Annotated in this window: 12 protein-coding genes; 11 read left to right on the top strand and 1 reads right to left on the bottom strand. The window is 34.1% G+C overall.

The window, feature by feature from the left end:
- Positions 1 to 598 precede the first annotated feature (598 nt).
- The 7 genes from LC454_RS13655 (at position 599) to LC454_RS13685 (ending at position 10,146) form a co-directional block, all read left to right on the top strand.
- Positions 599 to 2,239 (top strand): vitamin K epoxide reductase family protein, encoded by a 1,641-nt coding sequence (locus tag LC454_RS13655; RefSeq protein WP_223583048.1) that lies wholly within the window; start codon positions 599 to 601, stop codon positions 2,237 to 2,239.
- 117 nt (positions 2,240 to 2,356) lie between these two features.
- A complete protein-coding gene (locus LC454_RS13660) occupies positions 2,357 to 2,629 on the top strand; it encodes a hypothetical protein (protein WP_223583049.1) in 273 nt (90 codons plus the stop codon).
- Between the two features lie 129 nt (positions 2,630 to 2,758).
- Positions 2,759 to 4,264, top strand: coding sequence for a TlpA family protein disulfide reductase (locus LC454_RS13665; RefSeq protein WP_223583050.1), 1,506 nt, complete (start codon positions 2,759 to 2,761; stop codon positions 4,262 to 4,264).
- An 89-nt stretch (positions 4,265 to 4,353) separates the two neighbouring features.
- Complete coding sequence (locus LC454_RS13670) at positions 4,354 to 5,760, top strand: hypothetical protein (protein ID WP_223583051.1); 1,407 nt, start codon at positions 4,354 to 4,356, stop codon at positions 5,758 to 5,760.
- Between the two features lie 11 nt (positions 5,761 to 5,771).
- Positions 5,772 to 6,629 (top strand): hypothetical protein, encoded by an 858-nt coding sequence (locus tag LC454_RS13675; protein ID WP_223583052.1) that lies wholly within the window; start codon positions 5,772 to 5,774, stop codon positions 6,627 to 6,629.
- A gap of 268 nt (positions 6,630 to 6,897) precedes the next feature.
- On the top strand, positions 6,898 to 8,109 hold the full coding sequence (locus LC454_RS13680) for a glycosyltransferase (RefSeq protein WP_223583053.1): 1,212 nt from the start codon (positions 6,898 to 6,900) through the stop codon (positions 8,107 to 8,109).
- A 117-nt stretch (positions 8,110 to 8,226) separates the two neighbouring features.
- Positions 8,227 to 10,146 (top strand): hypothetical protein, encoded by a 1,920-nt coding sequence (locus LC454_RS13685; RefSeq protein ID WP_223583054.1) that lies wholly within the window; start codon positions 8,227 to 8,229, stop codon positions 10,144 to 10,146.
- A gap of 876 nt (positions 10,147 to 11,022) precedes the next feature.
- On the opposite strand, the gene LC454_RS13690 is transcribed toward LC454_RS13685, so the two are convergent.
- Entirely contained in the window at positions 11,023 to 11,421 is a 399-nt protein-coding gene (locus tag LC454_RS13690) for a GtrA family protein (RefSeq protein ID WP_223583055.1), read from the bottom strand.
- Positions 11,422 to 11,852: 431 nt separating this feature from the next.
- Between LC454_RS13690 and LC454_RS13695 the strand changes: the two genes are divergently transcribed.
- From LC454_RS13695 to LC454_RS13710, 4 genes are all read left to right on the top strand, one after another.
- Positions 11,853 to 12,341 carry a hypothetical protein gene (locus LC454_RS13695; protein ID WP_223583056.1) on the top strand — a complete coding sequence of 163 codons (489 nt, stop codon included), beginning with the start codon at positions 11,853 to 11,855 and terminating at the stop codon, positions 12,339 to 12,341.
- Positions 12,342 to 12,408: 67 nt separating this feature from the next.
- A complete protein-coding gene (locus LC454_RS13700; protein WP_223583057.1) occupies positions 12,409 to 13,530 on the top strand; it encodes a 6-bladed beta-propeller in 1,122 nt (373 codons plus the stop codon).
- A 490-nt stretch (positions 13,531 to 14,020) separates the two neighbouring features.
- Positions 14,021 to 15,205: a 6-bladed beta-propeller gene (locus tag LC454_RS13705; protein WP_223583058.1), complete on the top strand. Its 1,185-nt coding sequence runs from the start codon at positions 14,021 to 14,023 to the stop codon at positions 15,203 to 15,205.
- A 23-nt stretch (positions 15,206 to 15,228) separates the two neighbouring features.
- Positions 15,229 to 18,003, top strand: a complete 2,775-nt coding sequence (locus LC454_RS13710) for a carboxypeptidase-like regulatory domain-containing protein (RefSeq protein WP_223583059.1) — start codon at positions 15,229 to 15,231, stop codon at positions 18,001 to 18,003.
- The last annotated feature ends 853 nt before the right edge of the window (positions 18,004 to 18,856 follow it).

The following is an 18,856-nucleotide window of genomic DNA, read 5'->3' on the forward strand; positions in this document are numbered from 1 at the left end:
GGGACTGACTCTAAATCAACTGATTGATTTAGGCGCTCAATTAGCTTTTTTGATTTGATCAGTTTCGCTAGGCATAACTACCTTACTGGAGTCTTAGCCCTGGAGATGATGAGGAACGGATGTATGGTTTTCATCACAATAATAAGTGCGGCTAAAGCAATTGCGTCTCGTCTTAATCTACTGCATCGTTTAAGGGGACGTCAATAAATTTTAGTTATTCATAAATTTTAAGTACTGTTTGAGAGGGGAATTTAATTCCATACGGAGATAATGGGAGCGTTTTTCATAACCTTTTTATTTTTTTATTATTTGATAAATAGTTACTTATGATTATTTTTCCCTGTTATTGGTAATTTTTATTGTACAGCTTTTGTTTTATAACGATTATTTAATATAATTGTATTAATGTTATGTATGTGATCGGTTACTGTTCACCGTCGCCTTTTTGCTAAAGAGTTAATAATACTATACGATTGTTTGTGGTATTTGTTTTCTAATGTGCTAACCAATATTTATATAAAAAAAGATTCTAAGAAATTCAGTTAATAATTTTTTGGTATCCCAATGAATTAGTGTTAATAGACTTATTTTATGTGTTATGTTTTTTTTAGGCCTTGCCAAATTTATCCATCAAGATAACCTATTTCTTGTTTGTAAACATTTGCTGATCCAGGCAAAAGTAAACTTTACAGATTCTTATTTAACTGCGAAGGTGAAAAAACACATAGATTATCCTTCATTATTAACAGTAAAGGAAACCCTCGAAGAATACGGAGTGAAAACGCTTGCAGTAAGAAAAGGTAGTTTTTCCTATGCCGATTTTGAAACGCCATTTATTTGTACAATTCAAAGGGAAGGTTGGTCAAACCCGAACTTTATTGTTGTGGATGCGATAGATGGAGATAAAATAAATTTTGTTGATCCTGAGATAAATAAAGCTGTAGAACTGTCTATTGATGAATTTAATGAAATAGACACAGGGGTCGCTCTCTTAATTGATTTTGACGCAGCAAAGGATGAAGAAAACTACAAAATTAATCTGCAAAATGAAAGGAGAGGCATTTTTACAAAATCTATACCGATCCTTTTATTGACAAGCACCGTGTTATGGTCTGTAATCTACCAATTTAAAGATGGGTTTTCGTGGCCTACCTTGATAGAAGTAGTTTTCATCCTCACTAGTTTTATTGGATTGATAATTTCTTTTCTCTTGCTTGTGCGAGAGGTTGATAACCATAATCCTTTTGTAAATGAGGTTTGTGGTATCTTGGGCAAAAAATCAAATTGTAAAGCTGTATTATCATCCAATCAGGCAAAATTCTTTGGAATAAGCTGGTCATCGTGGGGATTCACATATTTTACAACATTTTTTCTTAGCATGATATTTTTCGCTAAGCAACCTTCTAATTTGTATTTTTGGTCTACTATATCCAGTTTAATAAGCCCTTATATTCTTTTTTCGATTTATTATCAATGGCGAATTATAAAACAGTGGTGTCCGTTATGTTTAGCTGTTCAATTCCTGCTCATTATTAATTTGTTTTGCGGTATATTTTTCTTCAAAAGTTCGATGAGCGCCATTAGTACGTATGATTATTATCTTGTATTTGTGCTGTGTTTTTTGTCAGCAGCAATCTTTATGGGTGTTTATTTCTTGATACCTATGTTCCAACTTTCAAATGATTCTCATCAGTTTGAAATGCGCTGGAAACGTTTGCGTTATAACAGTGTTGTTTTTAATTCCCTATTAAACCAAAGTGAAAAATTGAGCATATCAGCAGATGGGTTAGGTTTGATCATTGGAAATCCAATGGCAACTGACGAGATAATTAAAGTTTGTAATCCCTATTGTAGACCTTGTTCTAGGGCCCATTTGGAATTGGAGGAATTAATAAAGAAAAATATGAACCTTAGAGTCCGTATCATTTTTACTGCTACTGGGGCAGATGATGATCAAAGGAGCGCTCCAGTTCGACATTTATTGGCCATTGAAGAGCGCGACGGTACCCAAATTTTGCATCAAGCTTTAGATGACTGGTATCTTTCGGATGAAAAAAACTACGACGATTTTTCGCTTAAATATCCAATGAATGGTGAACTTAAAACACAAACGAACAAGGCTATAGCTATGCATGAATGGTGTGAAAAAATGAAAATAAGAGCTACACCTACATTTTTTATAAATGGAAAAGAATTACCGGAGAGCTACGATTTCTCTGATTTAAAATATTTTTTCTAGAAAAAAGCCCGAGCCGGTTGCAAACGATCTCGGGCAAGCAGAAGGTTCCCTGTGAAAGGCCCTCTTAAGATGTTCAGGAGTGAGTGAACATTATATCATTATTTAAAACTCAAAATTATGAAAAAAATCTCGTTGAAAAATCTTCAAGTTAATGAAGTTGAGCAATTGTCTAAAGAGCAATTGAAAGAAGTGTTAGGTGGAACAGGTGGATTTACTACAACGGCATTGTACAATTGTTCATGTCCAGGTGTTGGTAGCGGTCTTCACTATACTATCTCTGCTCCGAGTGAAACAAGAGCAACAGGAGCGGCTAACGCACAATCCTATTTTGACGGTGGTACAGGAAGCTGTTCATGTGTGAAACAGGGACCCGAGCCTGAAGTTGAATAACTGAAATAAAAACTTACGGCACGGCTCGTGCCGTGCCGTAATAATAATGTTAAATCCAATAATGTGGTAAACATGAATCGTATTTATTATTTCCTATTTCTGTTCATTCTTTTTATACCTTTTCTTAGTATGGCTCAGAAGTCATCCGAAGCTATTGTTTCGGGGACAGTCCATTATGGCAAGGGGCTGGACAAGAAAAGCCAGAAACTACTCAGCAATGAGCTATTTATTTTCCCACCTCATAATGGATATGAATTCAATAGATATATAAAAGAGAGGGTCAAAGTAGATTCAAAAGGACATTTTAAAACAAAAATTAACCTCAGAATGCCAACTATGGTGCTACTTGAGATCGATTCTAAAGAAATTTATCTTTTTGTGAAACCAATGTTTACTACAGAGTTGATAATCAATGTGGGAAGTCTCGGTGAGATAGAGACCGGTTTTAACGGCCAATTAGCAACAGAAAATACAATTTTTCAACAGTTATACTGGGAAAAAAAAGCACTGAAAGAAATAACTGATTTCATAGTCTTAAACAAAGATACGATGGATACTAAGCTTTGTTTGGATAGTACGTTCAATATGTATCATAAGTTTATCAAACCATTGGATCTATTGTTAGCCCGAGATAAAATTGATAGTACATTTTATAAAATAGCCGAACGCAATCTTGCGGATCGTGCTCTTTTTGTAGGGCTTATATTTGTATATAATAGACATAACCCAGAGAATGAAAAATCCGTTTTTGCTAAAAGACAATCTTTTGCAGATAGTGTATCTGTGAGAAAAACACATTTAGATTCTCTTCAAATGACCGTAGTTGACAACTATATTTTAACTGACTATATAAATAAGCTGGCGCGAGATAGTGGGATTAACGATTTTGGTAAGTTTAGTTTACTTGGGCCATATGCCAAATCGAGTATATTACCAAATAATTTCTTTGAAAATAGAGCGTTCAATGGTATTATGTGGCAATATGAGCATCAGTCTCCCGAATTTAATTTTATTAAAGGAGCTAAGTTATTTGTAGGAACTTTTCCTGAAAGTTCTCGTAGCGCATTTTTAAAACCTCTGTTAAAGCATTACGAAGAAAACCCAGTTACTTATCAAGAGGGACATGATCTTACGGATACCGCGCGGACATTATGTTTTTACAATATGCCCAATCATAAAAGTATGGGCGTGAGTAGAGCGAGGGAGGAGATCAAACCCTTTTTTGAGCAGATCGCAAATGGTAGATATCTGTTGGTTGATTTTTGGGCGACCTGGTGTAATCCCTGTATTCAGGAATTTAAGCATAGTTCAATTTTATATCAAGAACTTCAGAAACGAAATATGCAATATGTATATGTGTCTATTGATGATCGCGAAAACCGTATCAAATGGGAAAAATATATTGTAAACAATGATCTGAAAGGCTGTCACTTGATGATATCCCAATCTTTGTACAAGCAATTTAAACAGGAGATCGGCTTAAATGCTATTCCCCGCTACGTACTAATTGATCCAGCAGGAAATATCGTTCATAAAAATCTCAGCCGCCCCTCTGAAATGAAAAAACTGCTAGCTGAAATCGATGAAGTTAACCAATTAGATACGCTAGCAAACTCAAATTTGATTATTCCTTAATAAATGAGCTTATGATCTACATCTCTGCGCAGCCTATCGATACTTATTTTATTTGGCAACTGGAAATTCAGCTTAGAAACTTTGTGAAGTTGGGTATAAAAAAAGATAATATCCATGTGCTTTTTGGTTATCAACCCAAAGCAGAGCTTCATCAAGAAATCCAGAATTTCGTAATTGAAAATGCCACTTTTGCCCAATTTTATTTTTATAAAGATACAAGAGATAACGCGAGTTATCCTTCGTCTATCAGGCCCCATATATTAGCTAAACATTTTGAAAAATATCCGGAGTTGCAACAAGAGATATTATTTTACCACGATTCAGATATTTTATTCTCCCGAATGCCTGAAATAGAGAATTGCGGATGCTCAGAAATCTGTTATGTATCTGATACACGTAATTATCTCGATGTAAATTACATTCGTTCGGTAGGGTCTGAGGATCTACTTAATGAAATGCTTTCAATAGTTGGGCTTGACAAAGCTATTTTGGAAAAGGAAAATCACAATACGGGAGGAGCTCAGTATATTTTGAAAGGGATCACAAAAGATTTTTGGGAGAAAGTCGAACGGGATTCTGAACAGCTCTTTGAAAAGATGAACATGTTTAATCAAATCAAATGGGCAGACGAGTATCCTCATAAAAAAGGATTTCGCAGTAAAAGTAAGGGCATACAAGCGTGGTGTGCCGATATGTGGGCAGTGTTATGGAATTTATGGTATTTCGACAAAACTGTTCAAATTCACCCAGAGCTGGATTTTTCATGGCCATTTGACGCTATTGATGATTGGAAACGGATGGCGATACAGCATTATTCAGGAAATATTAAAGAACCAAAAAAATATTTTAAAAAAAACACCTATCAGTTTTATAAACCTTGGTATGACAGTTCATTAACGAGTATTCCCGATACGAATTGTAGTTTCGAGATCGTCCGTTGTATACATCGACGAAGAGAAGAATTAGATGAAAATAGACTAAAAGTTGATCACAGTTTGTTACTTCTTAAGGCGGAAACTCTTAATGAAAATACCTTAGAACAGTTTAACAATAACCGTAGCTATATACAGAAGTTTTTTAACATCCCCGTGTTTCTATATTGTGAAAACCTCCCTGTCAAACTAGATCAATATACGGATATCATCTCCCAAAAAGTTCTTTCAAAAGGTGAATGGGAGTACCAGAAATATATTATCTTCCCCGTGGAGTATTTATTCAGCAAAGATCAATTAAAACTAATGTTTCTCTCCAATGAAACCAATCAGTTGTTAAGACCAAATGACAGCTATCGAATTGATCGTCTTCTTACCGATGTGTTTTCAAAAATGCTTGATGTAGAATTGCTTAAAGAGAATGAAGGGAAATTATCTCTGCAAGACAATATAAAGCCGATCATGATAATTGAGCCCAGCAAAATAGCGGTAATAGAAGAATATGGAAATGCTGAGGCCAATTTCAGCAGAAAAGAAATTGATCAAGTATTTATTAGTGCCTAAAATTTAATTTTATGAATGGAGTCGAAATAAAGACACTTGACATTTACGATATTGTTGATCTTTATCTTAATGGTGAGAGATACGAGGACGCTGAAATATGCTTTGAAGGATTTATAGAAGTTGCATTGGAAAAAGAAGATTATTCTTTTGCGAATGGACTATTAGGTGCAGGGTGGTTGATATCCTATTTAATTAAGCATGGGTTTATTGACGAAGATCCAGATGATCTGTTGCATGATTTTGATGACAATATTTACAAGATTGCTATAAAAGCAGTCGTCAGTAATGCCACCAGTATTTCAGAACTGCTTGAGTTAATATGCTATTATCAAGAGCGAATACAAAATAAGCCAATTAAGTATAATATTTTTCGCAGTTTTATACAACGGGAGATCTTAAAGTTACTTGTAGATAAAATGCTAAAAATTGTTACAAGTGATACCCGGAAAATTCTACGTCAAGAATTGTCATCGATCTTACTAAAGCTTAGCTATTTAGTCATGAACGGCTACCAGGAATCTGATATCGAGGAGATACTCTATTCTAAAATGGAGTGTCTTATAACACATTATCAAAGCACAAAAACAGTAGAAAGTGCAGCGGACATCGATACTCTGTATAATCTATTACTCACTAGCCGACAATATAACAACCCATATTGGTCCAAACAAATTACTAATTTACTGGCCGACGTTAAAAATAGAAATGATTGGTCCTCAGTAGTCGAAATGCTGATAAAAATAGTTCCGTTAGAAAAGAGAGATGCCTTCTCTGCCAATTTGTTAGCTATAAAAGATAAAAAAAGGCTAGTTTTCTTGCTGACGAATCTACGGGCTCTGAATTGCCAAACTTTAATCAAACAACACTAACAAAGTGAAAAATTGGACATATTATATTTCTGACTCAGCAATAAGATTGGTTCAATATAGCCGTAAAGAATTTAGCAAAAATTGGTATTCTGCAAAGGAACTGTATTCTGAACTATCCGTTGTTCTGAGCCTCTGCCCAGAATTTTATAATCAGTATGAAAAAAAACAAACAGTCATTTGATCTTCAGCAAAACAATTTGCGCTAGCTGAAGAAGAGTACGAACGCTATAAAATACTAACAAAAAATTTAAAGTTTTAGTTTGACGCAATGCTAAATACATTTATTATCAGTGATCTAAAGGAGGGACATGTTCCGTTAAATGAAAATCAGATTAACCCAGCTGGTTATGTGATGACCAGCGATAATTTTCGGAATCTAAGAGCTGCAATTGAATGGGCAATACAACATGATGAAGATGTGATCCATTGTATAAGCGGAGAAAATTGGCGGAAAGATTTCGATGAAGACAAACTGGCAAAAGTTATTTATGAGCTGGCGGACCAAGCTGTGTTCTCTCTTTACACTAGTGCGGAATATGGGGAATCGATGATAGTGAATGATTATTTTGTTGTCATTACGGACATTACCGAAGTACATTCATTTATACTTATGAGCCCTTGTTACAAATTGATCTTGTCCTATCTTGAGGTTTTGACAGATATGCCACGGATACCATGGACCGAGTTCCTGAAAAAGATCATTCCCCATAATTTTCTTTTAAATTATGAAAAAAAACGCAAAAAGGTCATTAATAAATTTCACCTCATATCGCCATTTCGAAATATTAGAAATTATATCCAGGAATATTTAAGTTCAATATTAATACAAGAGAATAAAAATTTTGGTATTACTCTCATTGACGATTGTTCGGATGATGACACGATGGATCTCATCCCTAGTTTACCCTTTATCACTAAAATTGTTAATAAAAAACGAAAATATGCTTTGCAAAATACCATCGACGCTCTTACTAAATATAATTCATTTGATGATGAGACTGTTATTTGCATAGTAGATGGTGATGATATGTTAATGAACAAATATGTGTTGAATATTTTAGATGGAGCTTATCAGGATAAGTCTTTATTATTTACCTATGGAGCTATGTCCTATATAGATAGTCCGGCGAAGTTAGGAATAGGGTATACCGAAGATGAGTTTCTTAATTTAAGACAAGCCCCCTGGAAAGTAGCGCATTTGCGCACATTTAAATATAAGCTGTTTAAGAAGCTTATTGAAATCGATGTAAACATGGAATGTTTGAGAGATAGTTGTGGCGAAATTCTTCGCATGCCTGCAGACATGACATTGTTATTTCCTATGATGGAGATAGCCGGATTTCATAACGTCCGATTTATTGATACACTATTATATAGATATCGCGTCCATTCAAATAATGACCAATTTATTCATAGCCAAGAGCAGCATAAGGGGGAGATCGAAGTGCGAAGCAAGCCTAGTTTTTTATCTCAGTTTTAGAATAAATAAGCTAGACAATTTTCGGTATCTCCCACATACCGCTTACATAAACCTTGTTTTCCTGGAATAGCCTTCTTAGTAGCCATACTTTTGCTATACATATAAAAACAAAAAAATATGGCAAATCAATTTTTAGTTAAAGACACGATGGCAGCTATGCGAGGCTTATCAGCTGTTGAAATCACAGCTTTACAAAATGGAACTTACGAAGGTGTCCAACTATTAGGCTATTATGAAAAAGGGGATACACCGGCACCGATTATTTATTATCTCGCTCCAGCGACCCCTGACCCGGGCTCGGATAACGGTGGAAGCCTCATTGAAGTAGGTGGAATTAAGCTCATGCACAATTTCGTAGGCAGTGTCGATATCAGATATTTTGGAGCAGCACCGCAAAATTTGGACAATACGATTTTTATCCAGAAATGTATTGACACCGTTCAAATCAAATGCATTTCAATTGACAATAATACTTATAGAGTACTTGGATCAATCAATCTAAAATCAGCGTTAAAAATACAAGGTGATGCTTCATTGATAACTAAGACCGGCAATCAGACTATTGCTCTTTTTGTGGGTACAGCAGTTAATGATGTGGTAGTAGATAATGTTCGATTGCATGGTGGATTCGACCCCACAAAACCTAGCAACTATAATTATGCTGGATTGTTATTTTCCGAATCTTCCCATTTGGTGATAACAAATGTAAGCGTAGAGAAATTCTCTGTGGGAATACGACTGTATTATTGTAATGGTGTAGAAATAGATGCGAGTACTGTCGTTGATAATCACACTGTGGGGATTTCTGGACTTTCTAATAATACTAAGTTAAAAAATAGCTTCATCCAACGAAACGGAAATGCTATTCTGGAGACATCACAGCAGACACGAGATGTTTATTTTATCAACAGTAGCAATCTTGATATATTCAATAATACTTTAGGCAATTCAACGGATCCGCTTACCCGGGCTTTGGCTGTAAGATATGATTTAGATGGAGTACGGACTGACTTTGACAAAGCAGAAAATATTTCAATACGGCTCAATCGGTTTTTTAAAAATGGTGTCGGTATCGGAAGTGATCCAGGACTGGTGGCAACACAACGCGTTCCTCCAGTCAATGTGATTCTCGAGTCTAATGATTTTACAGGTACAGCCGATGTATGGATTGATGATGTCCTCAATGCAAGAACCCAGCACAACAAAGGTATTGTCAATTACAACGTAAGGATAGGTACGAGCAAACCATTTTCCCTCTATTCGTTCAACGATGAAGCACAACAGGTCAATCAAAATTCCCTATCCGGCAATCAACTAGTGGCTAGAGATGCTATTGTCTTTGATTCGACGAATTTCACAGGTTCTACTGGCTTTGCATTTAATACTGTCGTCGGCTACGGTGGACTTCCAGCATGTACAATTAAAAGTCCTAAAAGTAAGGTGCCGCTATTTGATGCATCCTTTTCTAGTAGATTTGTTGCCGGAAATGTATTGGTTGAGGATAGCTTGAGACCGAACTTAAGCAATCGCAACTATTTTGACTATGAGATTGTGAATAGCAGCTCATTTACTCCCAATAATATTTCCAATGAGCGAAATCCCTTTTTTATTAGAGTAGATACTGTAGGGGTATTAAATATTACCGCACCTACAAATAGTAAAAACGGTGCGGAGCTAGAGGTGATCTTGCTAAATTTTAGACCTACTGGGCAGATGAATGTTACTTTCTCTGCCGAATACGATCTGTCTGATAATACAAAGCGGGCATTAGCCAGCCTGCCTAATGCTAAGCTCGTTTTCTTAAAATTTAGGTATCTAAGGGGTATTTGGAGAGAAGATGTCAATAACTATTTTTTCAATAACTCCTCCGCTGTCGCAAATGTCTCAAATGCGAATCTTTCGAATACAACAGCTACAGATGTCGCAGGTCTGGTCTCTTGGATTAATTCGGATTTAATTCCGTTGGTCAATGCCAATAAAACCCAACTTAATGCCAAATTAGAGTCCGATCGAGCAAGTGGTCAACAGTCAAATTAACGATATTGAGCCGTTAGAGAAATGGAATATTCGCAAGGATATTCCATCTTTTGCTTAATAGGGACGTTCTATAATTCTGAAAAGCAGACAATCCAATAAGTACTTTTCGGTATCTCCCGTATACCGCTTACATACACCTTGTTTTCCTCAGATAGCCACGGTGCCATACGGGGTCATCAACGACTAAAGGTGACGCGCTAAAGTTTCATCATAGGATAGCCGCAAGGAGAAGTCTTATACTGAAACATCAATTTACGCCACACATAACAAACGAGAGGATTTAATTATCCGAAGATTCCAATTTTCCAAGAACGCTTTTACGAGCTGGATTTGTATTAAAAATACGACATTGTTAACGTATCTTTCATAAAGCGCCACTTGCTCCCTACAAAATTATATTATGCACAATAACTGCTTCTGTTTTTGAGAAAATGCGACACTTGCTGTACTGTGACTATAGTCTTTTAGTTTTCTTGGGTAACGGAAGTATACTATAATTTTTTCTAACCAGGTAGTATAAATATATCATAATTGTGCTTATTTGTCTCATATGTAGTTTTTGTTAAAAATATTTACAATTCTTTTTTTTTGATAAAAACTTTGTTTCATTTTTTATGAAAAAAAATAATGAAAATATATGTTAATTTTATTTTGTTATTTATTTTAGTGAATTATAATGAATTTATATGGTATATTTTGTTCATTTTAATTCTATTTTGTCTCAAATTTTATTATAATGTTGTTATTATTAATATTTAATTATTTACTCTTTTTTGGAATGATATAAATTAGTTGTATTGCATTTTATTGCTTTTCTTCTTTCTGTTTTTTTTGAGGGGAGTATATTGTCAGTTTTAGCCTTCTATTTCAATTGTGTTATTGGGATTTTGCTGGTTTAAAAATGAAGAATGTGGCTGCGGAAAAGTTCCATGCAACCACCATAATTGTTGCGATAATTTTGGCTGTAAAAAAACTGTAAGAGCTTGTTTCTAGTAGTATTTTTATTATTAAAGTATTTATAGTCAGACCAATTATGTTTGATAATAGGAACTTATTAAACTGATGAATATTTGCTTTTCCAGTTTCTTGATATGTCCAATACTTGTTCATAAAGTAGCCGTTGGATACTGCTAGACAAAAGCCAACTGTATTGGCGAGAAATGGTGGTATTTCTAAATATTGTTTCAGAATGAAGGTTGTTGAAAAATCTATTATAAAGCCAATGCTTCCGACTGTACAAAAGCGTAATACGCTATTAAATCTCTTTATGTTCATGTGTTTTTTTTATTGATTTTTTTGTATTAAATAAATGTATTTAAAATTTTATTTAGTTTTTTATATTAACCCGTAATTTAATAATACCTGATATATTTCATTAAAATAGATTTTTCCTGATTTTTATTGAAATATATTATACTTTATGTTTTTTGTAAATTTCGTGTTGTTTGTTAAAAATACCAAAAATTATAAAAAAATTATTTTTTGTATTAAAAATTATTTTAAATTTGGAGTGTTGATTTTATTTAAAGATACTCTCGTTTTTTTTTAAGCCGATTTTAGCATAACCAATTATTTTTTAGCCTAGGCACCAATAGTATATTTTATATTTATTTACTGATTATAAAAAAAATGTCATTATGAAAATAAGGTCTATATTTTTATTATGTTTTTTGATCCTGATCATCTCTAGTGTAATTGCTAGTGCAATGAAAACTGAAAGCCGCAGTTTTTCAGTCAGTGATCTAAACATTATGGCGGCATTGCAGGACACGACAAAATCGAGTTCTTCAAGTAGCTCGTCTAAGAGTTCAAGTAGTTCATCAAGTTCGAGCAGTTCATCAAGTTCGTCGAGTTCGAGCAGTTCGTCAAGTTCAAGTATTCCGCCAAGTTCAAGTAGTTCTGGCCCTCCTTCATCTTGGGGCAGCAGTAATCCATGGGGGTCTGGACAATATTGGTATGAAACCAATCAGACGAAATCTTCAGGTACGGAATATATAGATGAATCCACAGATGGTGGGAAAACCTGGAAGTTTGGATTACAAATTGCCTTGTGGGGGCAATCTGTGACAGTGGGAAGCCCTAGCGGAACAGGGCAAAAATTAACCAGAAAACTTACTATAAATACTACCACAACGATTAAATGTTGTAATCAAGGTGGTACAACAAGGTGCGATTATCCACCATGTGATTATTAATTTTTTAGCTTAATAGTATGCTATTGGTGCACATTTAGATAGTATTATTTTCTTATATAAATTTTTTATGAAGGCATTTTTTATTTTTAGCAATAGACGAATAACTTATATTTTACTTTTGCTGGTTGCTGTGAGTTGCAACAGAGGGGTTGAGCATGTCGTAAACGACACAAATCTTCAAGAAATTGATGTTAGCTTAAGAGCAAATGGTGATCTTTTTGAAGAATTTCAGATTCGAGATCTTATTTACTTGGATAAAGATCAAATGGGTGTTGGGAATCTTGATCAAGTATATTTTTTGAGAGACAGTAGTTTTATTGTTGTTGATAAGACCAATGAAACGATCGCAAAATTCAGTCGAAATGGAAAACTTGAATTGACGTTTCCTAAAGACTATTCTAAAATTAAGGAAACGTTTTTTGATTCTCACAAGGAGGTATTAGAAGTATTTGACCTCACCGAACGTAAGATGTTGTCATATGACAACAAGGGCGTTCTGTTAAAAACAAAATATTCAAATTTCGATTTTCTTTCTTTTGTAAAAACTCCTGAAGGTTACTGGACTTATGCGCCATTTTCAACCAATATGGAAAGCGGCTTATTCTCCAAGTCAAATAATCATTGTAACCTTTTGCTACTTGATGAAAACCTGTCTGTAATTAAGGAACGATTTATTGTCCGGCCAAGTTTTTTTGACAGAAATGAAAGCTTTTCGAACTTTCATTTCGATTCTGACAGCGTTTTCTATTTTATGTATGGTTATGACGATATCGTTTATAAAATAGAAAATAGTTCAGTGGTAGCAGTAAACCAATTCAAATTTGGTAAGAACAGTTTGCCCTATAAGTCTCTAATGAATATTGAAAATAGAAATGTTTTTGATAATAAAGTTTTTGGTGAGCCAATGCCCTTTCAGGGGTTCAAAACTGATGTTCATCTTAGCAAAAATATGTATACAATTGAGTCTTCTGACTATAAGTTGGGCAAAGAATCAGATAAAACAAATATACTAATGATTCCTGAAGAAAAACTCCGGTTAAATATCCCACAAAACAGAGAGAAGTTTGACTTCATTAAGGTATTAGGAATTAACGAAGACCAGCTCATATTGAGAGCGAAGATTAAGACTATAAAAAACGAATATCAGAGTGTGGTGCTATTTTTGTCGAGAGGAGGGAAAAATGCATAAGAAACTACTTTTTTTCGTAATATCACTTGTTTTTATATTTCTTTTAATAGCTGTTTTTGCTTTTTCTAAATATTCAAACAAAAATATGAACAATACAAAGCAATCGGAGTATTTGAATTTTTCGTTTGCAAATAGCCTTCAATTTTTTTCAGACTCCAAAACCGAAATTTCTATTTGTATCTATATGCCCAGCATGGGATGTAATCAATGTAATGTTGAAAATCTAAATTTTTTAACCAATTCATTTCCTAAAAGTAAGATTGAAGTGTATACAGACCAGCCTCCTCATGAGGAAAAATACGGCGAAAACGTTCATGTGAACTTTATTTCCGATAAAAAAGAGGAAGGGAATTTTTTTAATTCCGCCACGCCATTTTATTTCCTTAAATACAAAGGATTAATGTTTAATAAGTTTGTAAAGAGCTACGACGATCAAAGCCTGACGAATTTATATTTTGATAATCTGAGAATTTTGTTGAACTAATTTATTATGAGGGTTTTATTAATAACACTGTTGACTTTTGCCATTGGTGCCGTGACTGGTCAGACTAAACTGAGGATAGATCCAAATGGTGCCGAGGCTCCAACTTTTTCTGAACTTTTTGAGGAGGTTAAATTTATACCTTTAGAAACCAAATCGCAGTCAATTTTTGGCTCTATCAAACAATTATTTGTAACAAAAGATTTGTTCATTTTTACCGAGACAAAGACCAATAACATTATGATCTTTTATAGAAACGGTAAATTTAAAACTAAAATTGACCGTGATATTTATTCATCTGGAAGTATCAATATTGACTTTGAGAATGAACGCATTTACTATAATAAGGGCTATACAATCTATAGCTTCGATTATGAAGGTAAGTCTTTGGGATTAATTGACGACAAGAGAATAGGTAGCAGATATATATTGGGAAAAAATACTACTGTATATTATGATAAACGTGTGAACAAGGTCTTGCCTGATTCCATTTCGCATGAAATATCTTTTTTTAAGGAGGGAATGCCAGAAGCTAAGTTATTTCCATACAATATGAAAAACGATGAGTTCTCGATGGAAGATACTTATCAAGTGATGCACTCTTTTTTCTATACGATTGGTAATGGTACAGAAGCTTTGTTTACGAGACCCTATCATTATACCATTTACAATGCGAGAAGCTCGGGAGTTGACAGTTTATTTCAGATTGTCTTGCCGTATGAGTTGTCGCTCAATGAGGAAGAATTGAATAATAACAAGCGTTATCCCGCTGGTTCTAAATCCAGCTATTTTAAGGATCATCCTAACCATATTCAATCCATAACCTTTCCTTATTCAATCGGTAGCAATCTTTTTTTTAAACTTCAACCATCTGGGGTCATTTCAGATTCTTACTTGTATCGTTTAGATGAGGAAAGGCTATTCCGAGTAGATCAAGTAAAAGCGGATGAAAAGTCATATTATCTTAATGTTCTTAATATTTTGATGCCTTCTGAATTTGTCAACAAAAACTTTTTGGTCGCTGATGAGGAGTATATCTATACAATAATGCCCGCAGATGTATTAAAAGAGCAATATAAAAATAATAAGAGTCGTGGGCTCACGACGGAATATCCTGAAGATCTCTTAAAGGTTTTAACTAGTCGAAACAAGAATGCTAACTATGTTATAGTTGCTCTTAAACCAAAGAAATAAATCTGATTGCACATAACCCTAATATGAGATACATTTTATATGTCTTGTTTTTTTTACTAAGTGTAGTAGCATATCCCTGTATAGCACAGGAACAGTCTTCTTATACAATCAGAGGGTGTGTCAAGAATGAAGATGGACAACCCGTTAAATCAGCGACAGTAGCTGCTTATGGGGCCTCTGATTCTGCATTAATAGCATATTCTTTAACAGGTCCGAATGGCATGTTTGATTTAAAGAAGATCGCGATAGAAAAAAAAGTAAGATTAATTATTACTCATATAAGCTATTCAAAATATAGAATAGAAAATATAAAAGGGCCGGAAGATGTAGATCTGCAGGATATTAAACTAAAAATCAGAGAACTTTTAATTGATTCTGTTGATGTAAAGCCACCAGTCTATATGAACAAAGACACCTTAGAATTTAATGTTGATGCATTTAAGCTGGAACCCGAAGCGGTTGTTGAAGATCTGCTACGCAAATTACCCGGAGTAATCGTGTGGGGGGACGGAGAGATTACAGTGAATGGTAAGAAGGTTAAGAATGTGTTTGTGAATGGCAAGAAATTCTTTACTGGCGACGCAAAAATTGCCACACAAAATCTTGCTAAGAACATTGTTGAGAAGGTCCAAGTCTATCAGACGGAAGAATCCAAAAATCATACGCAGGATTCTTCCTATCATATGAATCTAGTGTTAAAAAAGGGTAAGTCGGCGGGAGTATTTGGAAAAGCCATGTTGGGCGCAGGCACAGATAAAAAGAATGAACAGTTGGGTAATGTCAATTATTATAATCTAAAGACCCAATTGTCTATTGGAGGTAATAGAAACAACGTGAATTTTCAGCCCGCATCTATGGATGCCTTGCTTAAAAACTCGACATTTAAAGGGAACTTGATAGAGCGCTTGCTGCAATCAGACTTCAATCAAGATGGGGTCAATCGATCTGCGATGGGCGGAGTTTTTCTTCAGCATGACTTTAAATATCATCGTACGGAAGAACGGGACAAAAATCAATTGGAGGTAGATGTTTTTCATAGAAATTTTGATAATTCTACTACTAGAATGACTAATACGACCGACTTCACCGAAGGAGGTGCTTTAAGTTATATAGGGGAAAATGAAAATGAGAGCTCGAATAGACAAAATAGAATAGGCTTAAAATATAATCTAAAGAAGCAAGGGAAAGAGCTATTGTTCACATTGAATAATAGAAACGACGCACAGGTGAGCACGGTGTCCGATTTACAAAACTCTGTTAGAGATGATATGAGATTGAGCTTGCTGAAAAATACCAGCCTGCTGGATAAAAAGAATAAAGCGGCAGAGGCCAAAGTATATTTCAGCGGCTATAATATGGAAAGTGAGCAGATTTATATCCGAGAAAGCCAATCGCTCAACTCCCAGATGCGATCATTGTTTGAAGATTTTAATGCTAAAACCAGCAGTCTCAATGAGCGTCATAAAAATGAACAAAATGAGTCCGATAGCTATAAAGGGAACTTGAAAATCTATTTATCAGAACTTTTAAAATTAGGGAACTATAGGGATTCAAAATCACTAAAGTTTGAGTTGAACAATACATGGAACTACCGCGATATGAAAATCAATCAACGGTTTTTAGATCTAGATACCTCTAAAAACCAGTTTTTTGAAAACATAGGGTTGGATAATTCAAGATCAAATAAAGAGTTTTTGTTAACATCCGGTTTGAATGTCAATAAAAGATTGGAAAAGAATTTTGATGGACGGTATAAAAAAACTTTAATCGCTAAAATGGGGCTAAATGGAATCTATTTTAACAGCTCGGCCAATGGAAACCGGGAGGTGCAACGATTTCAAATTAACAACTCGTACCTAAAGCCATTTTTTTCTCTTTATGCAGAAGAGATCCGGTTCGGTCGACAACTATTATCTCAAACATTTGATATTGAGTATAAGAAGAATTTTGTTGATTATGAACAACGGGTTTATGTGGTCGATAGCGTTGGGGCGTATAATTACAGAATTGCTAATCCATATTTGATTAATGGAGACATTAGCAGAATATCATTAAAAACCAACTACATAAATTTCAATCATCGTTTTTTCATTGATCAAGGAGAGCTAACTTTAGATTATAATCAAATTAATAAACCTGTTATTGATAGTCTTGTATATAGTACATCTGGAAAATCAACTACTTATCTTATAAACGGAGACCGGGCCTGGTCGGCATCCTTTAAACTATCTCTGAAAAAGGCAATTACACTCTCTGATAATTCGCTTCAAGTGTATTATAAGACTAATGGAGATCTGTTTAAAAACCCAAGTTATATAGGAGGAGAATACTATAAAACAAAAAATACATCACTTTATTTCAGTGGCGGAGGGCTTTTCTCCACCGATGATGGAAAATGGACAATCCGGTTAGATCAAGATCTCAATTTTTATAGGACCCTTAATGTAGGCGAAATCGAACAGCAATATAAAACAAATGATTTTGTTTCCACTTTTGCTTTATCCGTGCAATTGATTAAATCGCTTAGTCTCAGTACAAGTATGAAATATAGAAAGAACTCATTTATGGGAGAGAATAATACAATCTTTATCAACAACCTATCATTCAACTTCAGGTTTGCAAAAAATCAAGCAGAACTCGAATTTTTAGCAATGGATTTATTTAATCAAAACAAAAAGATAATCAATAGGGTGATAGGCAATAGTATTAATCTTGCTAAAGTCAATACCTTAAATCAGTATTTAATGCTTTCTCTTTCCTATTATCCACGTTATTTTTTTGGTAAAAAAAGTAAATAATAAAATTATGAAAAGTATTTTAAAACTGTTTGTGTTTGGAATAGTATTGTTGTCTTTTTACGCATTATACAATAAATTTCCGTTGATTGGGAACTTTCGGGAATTATCTTACCAATTTTCATGGCCAAATTTCTATTTACCATTTTTAAGATTGACAAGTTTTTCGTTTTCGATCTGGCTTGTGGTTTCGGTACAGGCTATGTTAATGAGCTACGTGCTTTATCAATATTTCATTTCATTCAAAATCCCAGAAAATTCGATTATTTATCTTTTTTTTCCGTTAACGTTTTGTTCATCCGTTGCTTTACTTGTTTCTGCGATAGATTTAGCACTATTTCATTCATTGGCACTATTATGTACAGGATATTTTCTATTGGAAAATACCTCCAGATTGACAAAGCGTATTTTCATGCTTATTATATTTCTAACGCTATTGATCGATCCGATAAATTTAGTGTTTATAGCCACATTTTTTACTTTTAAATACCTAATAAAACTCAAATATATCCGTCATATTATACTACTCTTGATTTCTGCAGAAATAGTCTTTTTTATGATATTTCTAGGTTTATTGCCAACATATATTTTATTTTCAAATTATTTATTCCCGGTCGACGCACAACAGATAACAACCGATTCGCGTGAATTTTTATATCTGTTTACAAATTTTAATTGGGAATCTCGACAGTTTCTGTTGAGTCGACAATATCAAAACTGGCTAAACCTTAATTTTTTCCACTATGCAATTTTTATTTCGGCTCTAATCGTCTTTTTACATTTATTAAAAGAGATATTCTTTTTTAAGACAAAACATACAGGATATATTAGTTTATCATTGTATTTTCTTTATTCG

Origin of the sequence: Sphingobacterium sp. GVS05A, assembly GCF_019969845.1 — a bacterium.
Lineage (GTDB): Bacteria > Bacteroidota > Bacteroidia > Sphingobacteriales > Sphingobacteriaceae > Sphingobacterium.

Coding starts and splice junctions, on each gene's coding strand:
- LC454_RS13655 (WP_223583048.1), top strand. CDS start 599: ATGTTTTTTTTAGGCCTTGCCAAATTTATCCATCAAGATAACCTATTT.
- LC454_RS13660 (WP_223583049.1), top strand. CDS start 2,357: ATGAAAAAAATCTCGTTGAAAAATCTTCAAGTTAATGAAGTTGAGCAA.
- LC454_RS13665 (WP_223583050.1), top strand. CDS start 2,759: ATGGCTCAGAAGTCATCCGAAGCTATTGTTTCGGGGACAGTCCATTAT.
- LC454_RS13675 (WP_223583052.1), top strand. CDS start 5,772: ATGAATGGAGTCGAAATAAAGACACTTGACATTTACGATATTGTTGAT.
- LC454_RS13680 (WP_223583053.1), top strand. CDS start 6,898: ATGCTAAATACATTTATTATCAGTGATCTAAAGGAGGGACATGTTCCG.
- LC454_RS13685 (WP_223583054.1), top strand. CDS start 8,227: ATGGCAAATCAATTTTTAGTTAAAGACACGATGGCAGCTATGCGAGGC.
- LC454_RS13690 (WP_223583055.1), bottom strand. CDS start 11,421: ATGAACATAAAGAGATTTAATAGCGTATTACGCTTTTGTACAGTCGGA.
- LC454_RS13695 (WP_223583056.1), top strand. CDS start 11,853: ATGAAAACTGAAAGCCGCAGTTTTTCAGTCAGTGATCTAAACATTATG.
- LC454_RS13700 (WP_223583057.1), top strand. CDS start 12,409: ATGAAGGCATTTTTTATTTTTAGCAATAGACGAATAACTTATATTTTA.
- LC454_RS13705 (WP_223583058.1), top strand. CDS start 14,021: ATGAGGGTTTTATTAATAACACTGTTGACTTTTGCCATTGGTGCCGTG.
- LC454_RS13710 (WP_223583059.1), top strand. CDS start 15,229: ATGAGATACATTTTATATGTCTTGTTTTTTTTACTAAGTGTAGTAGCA.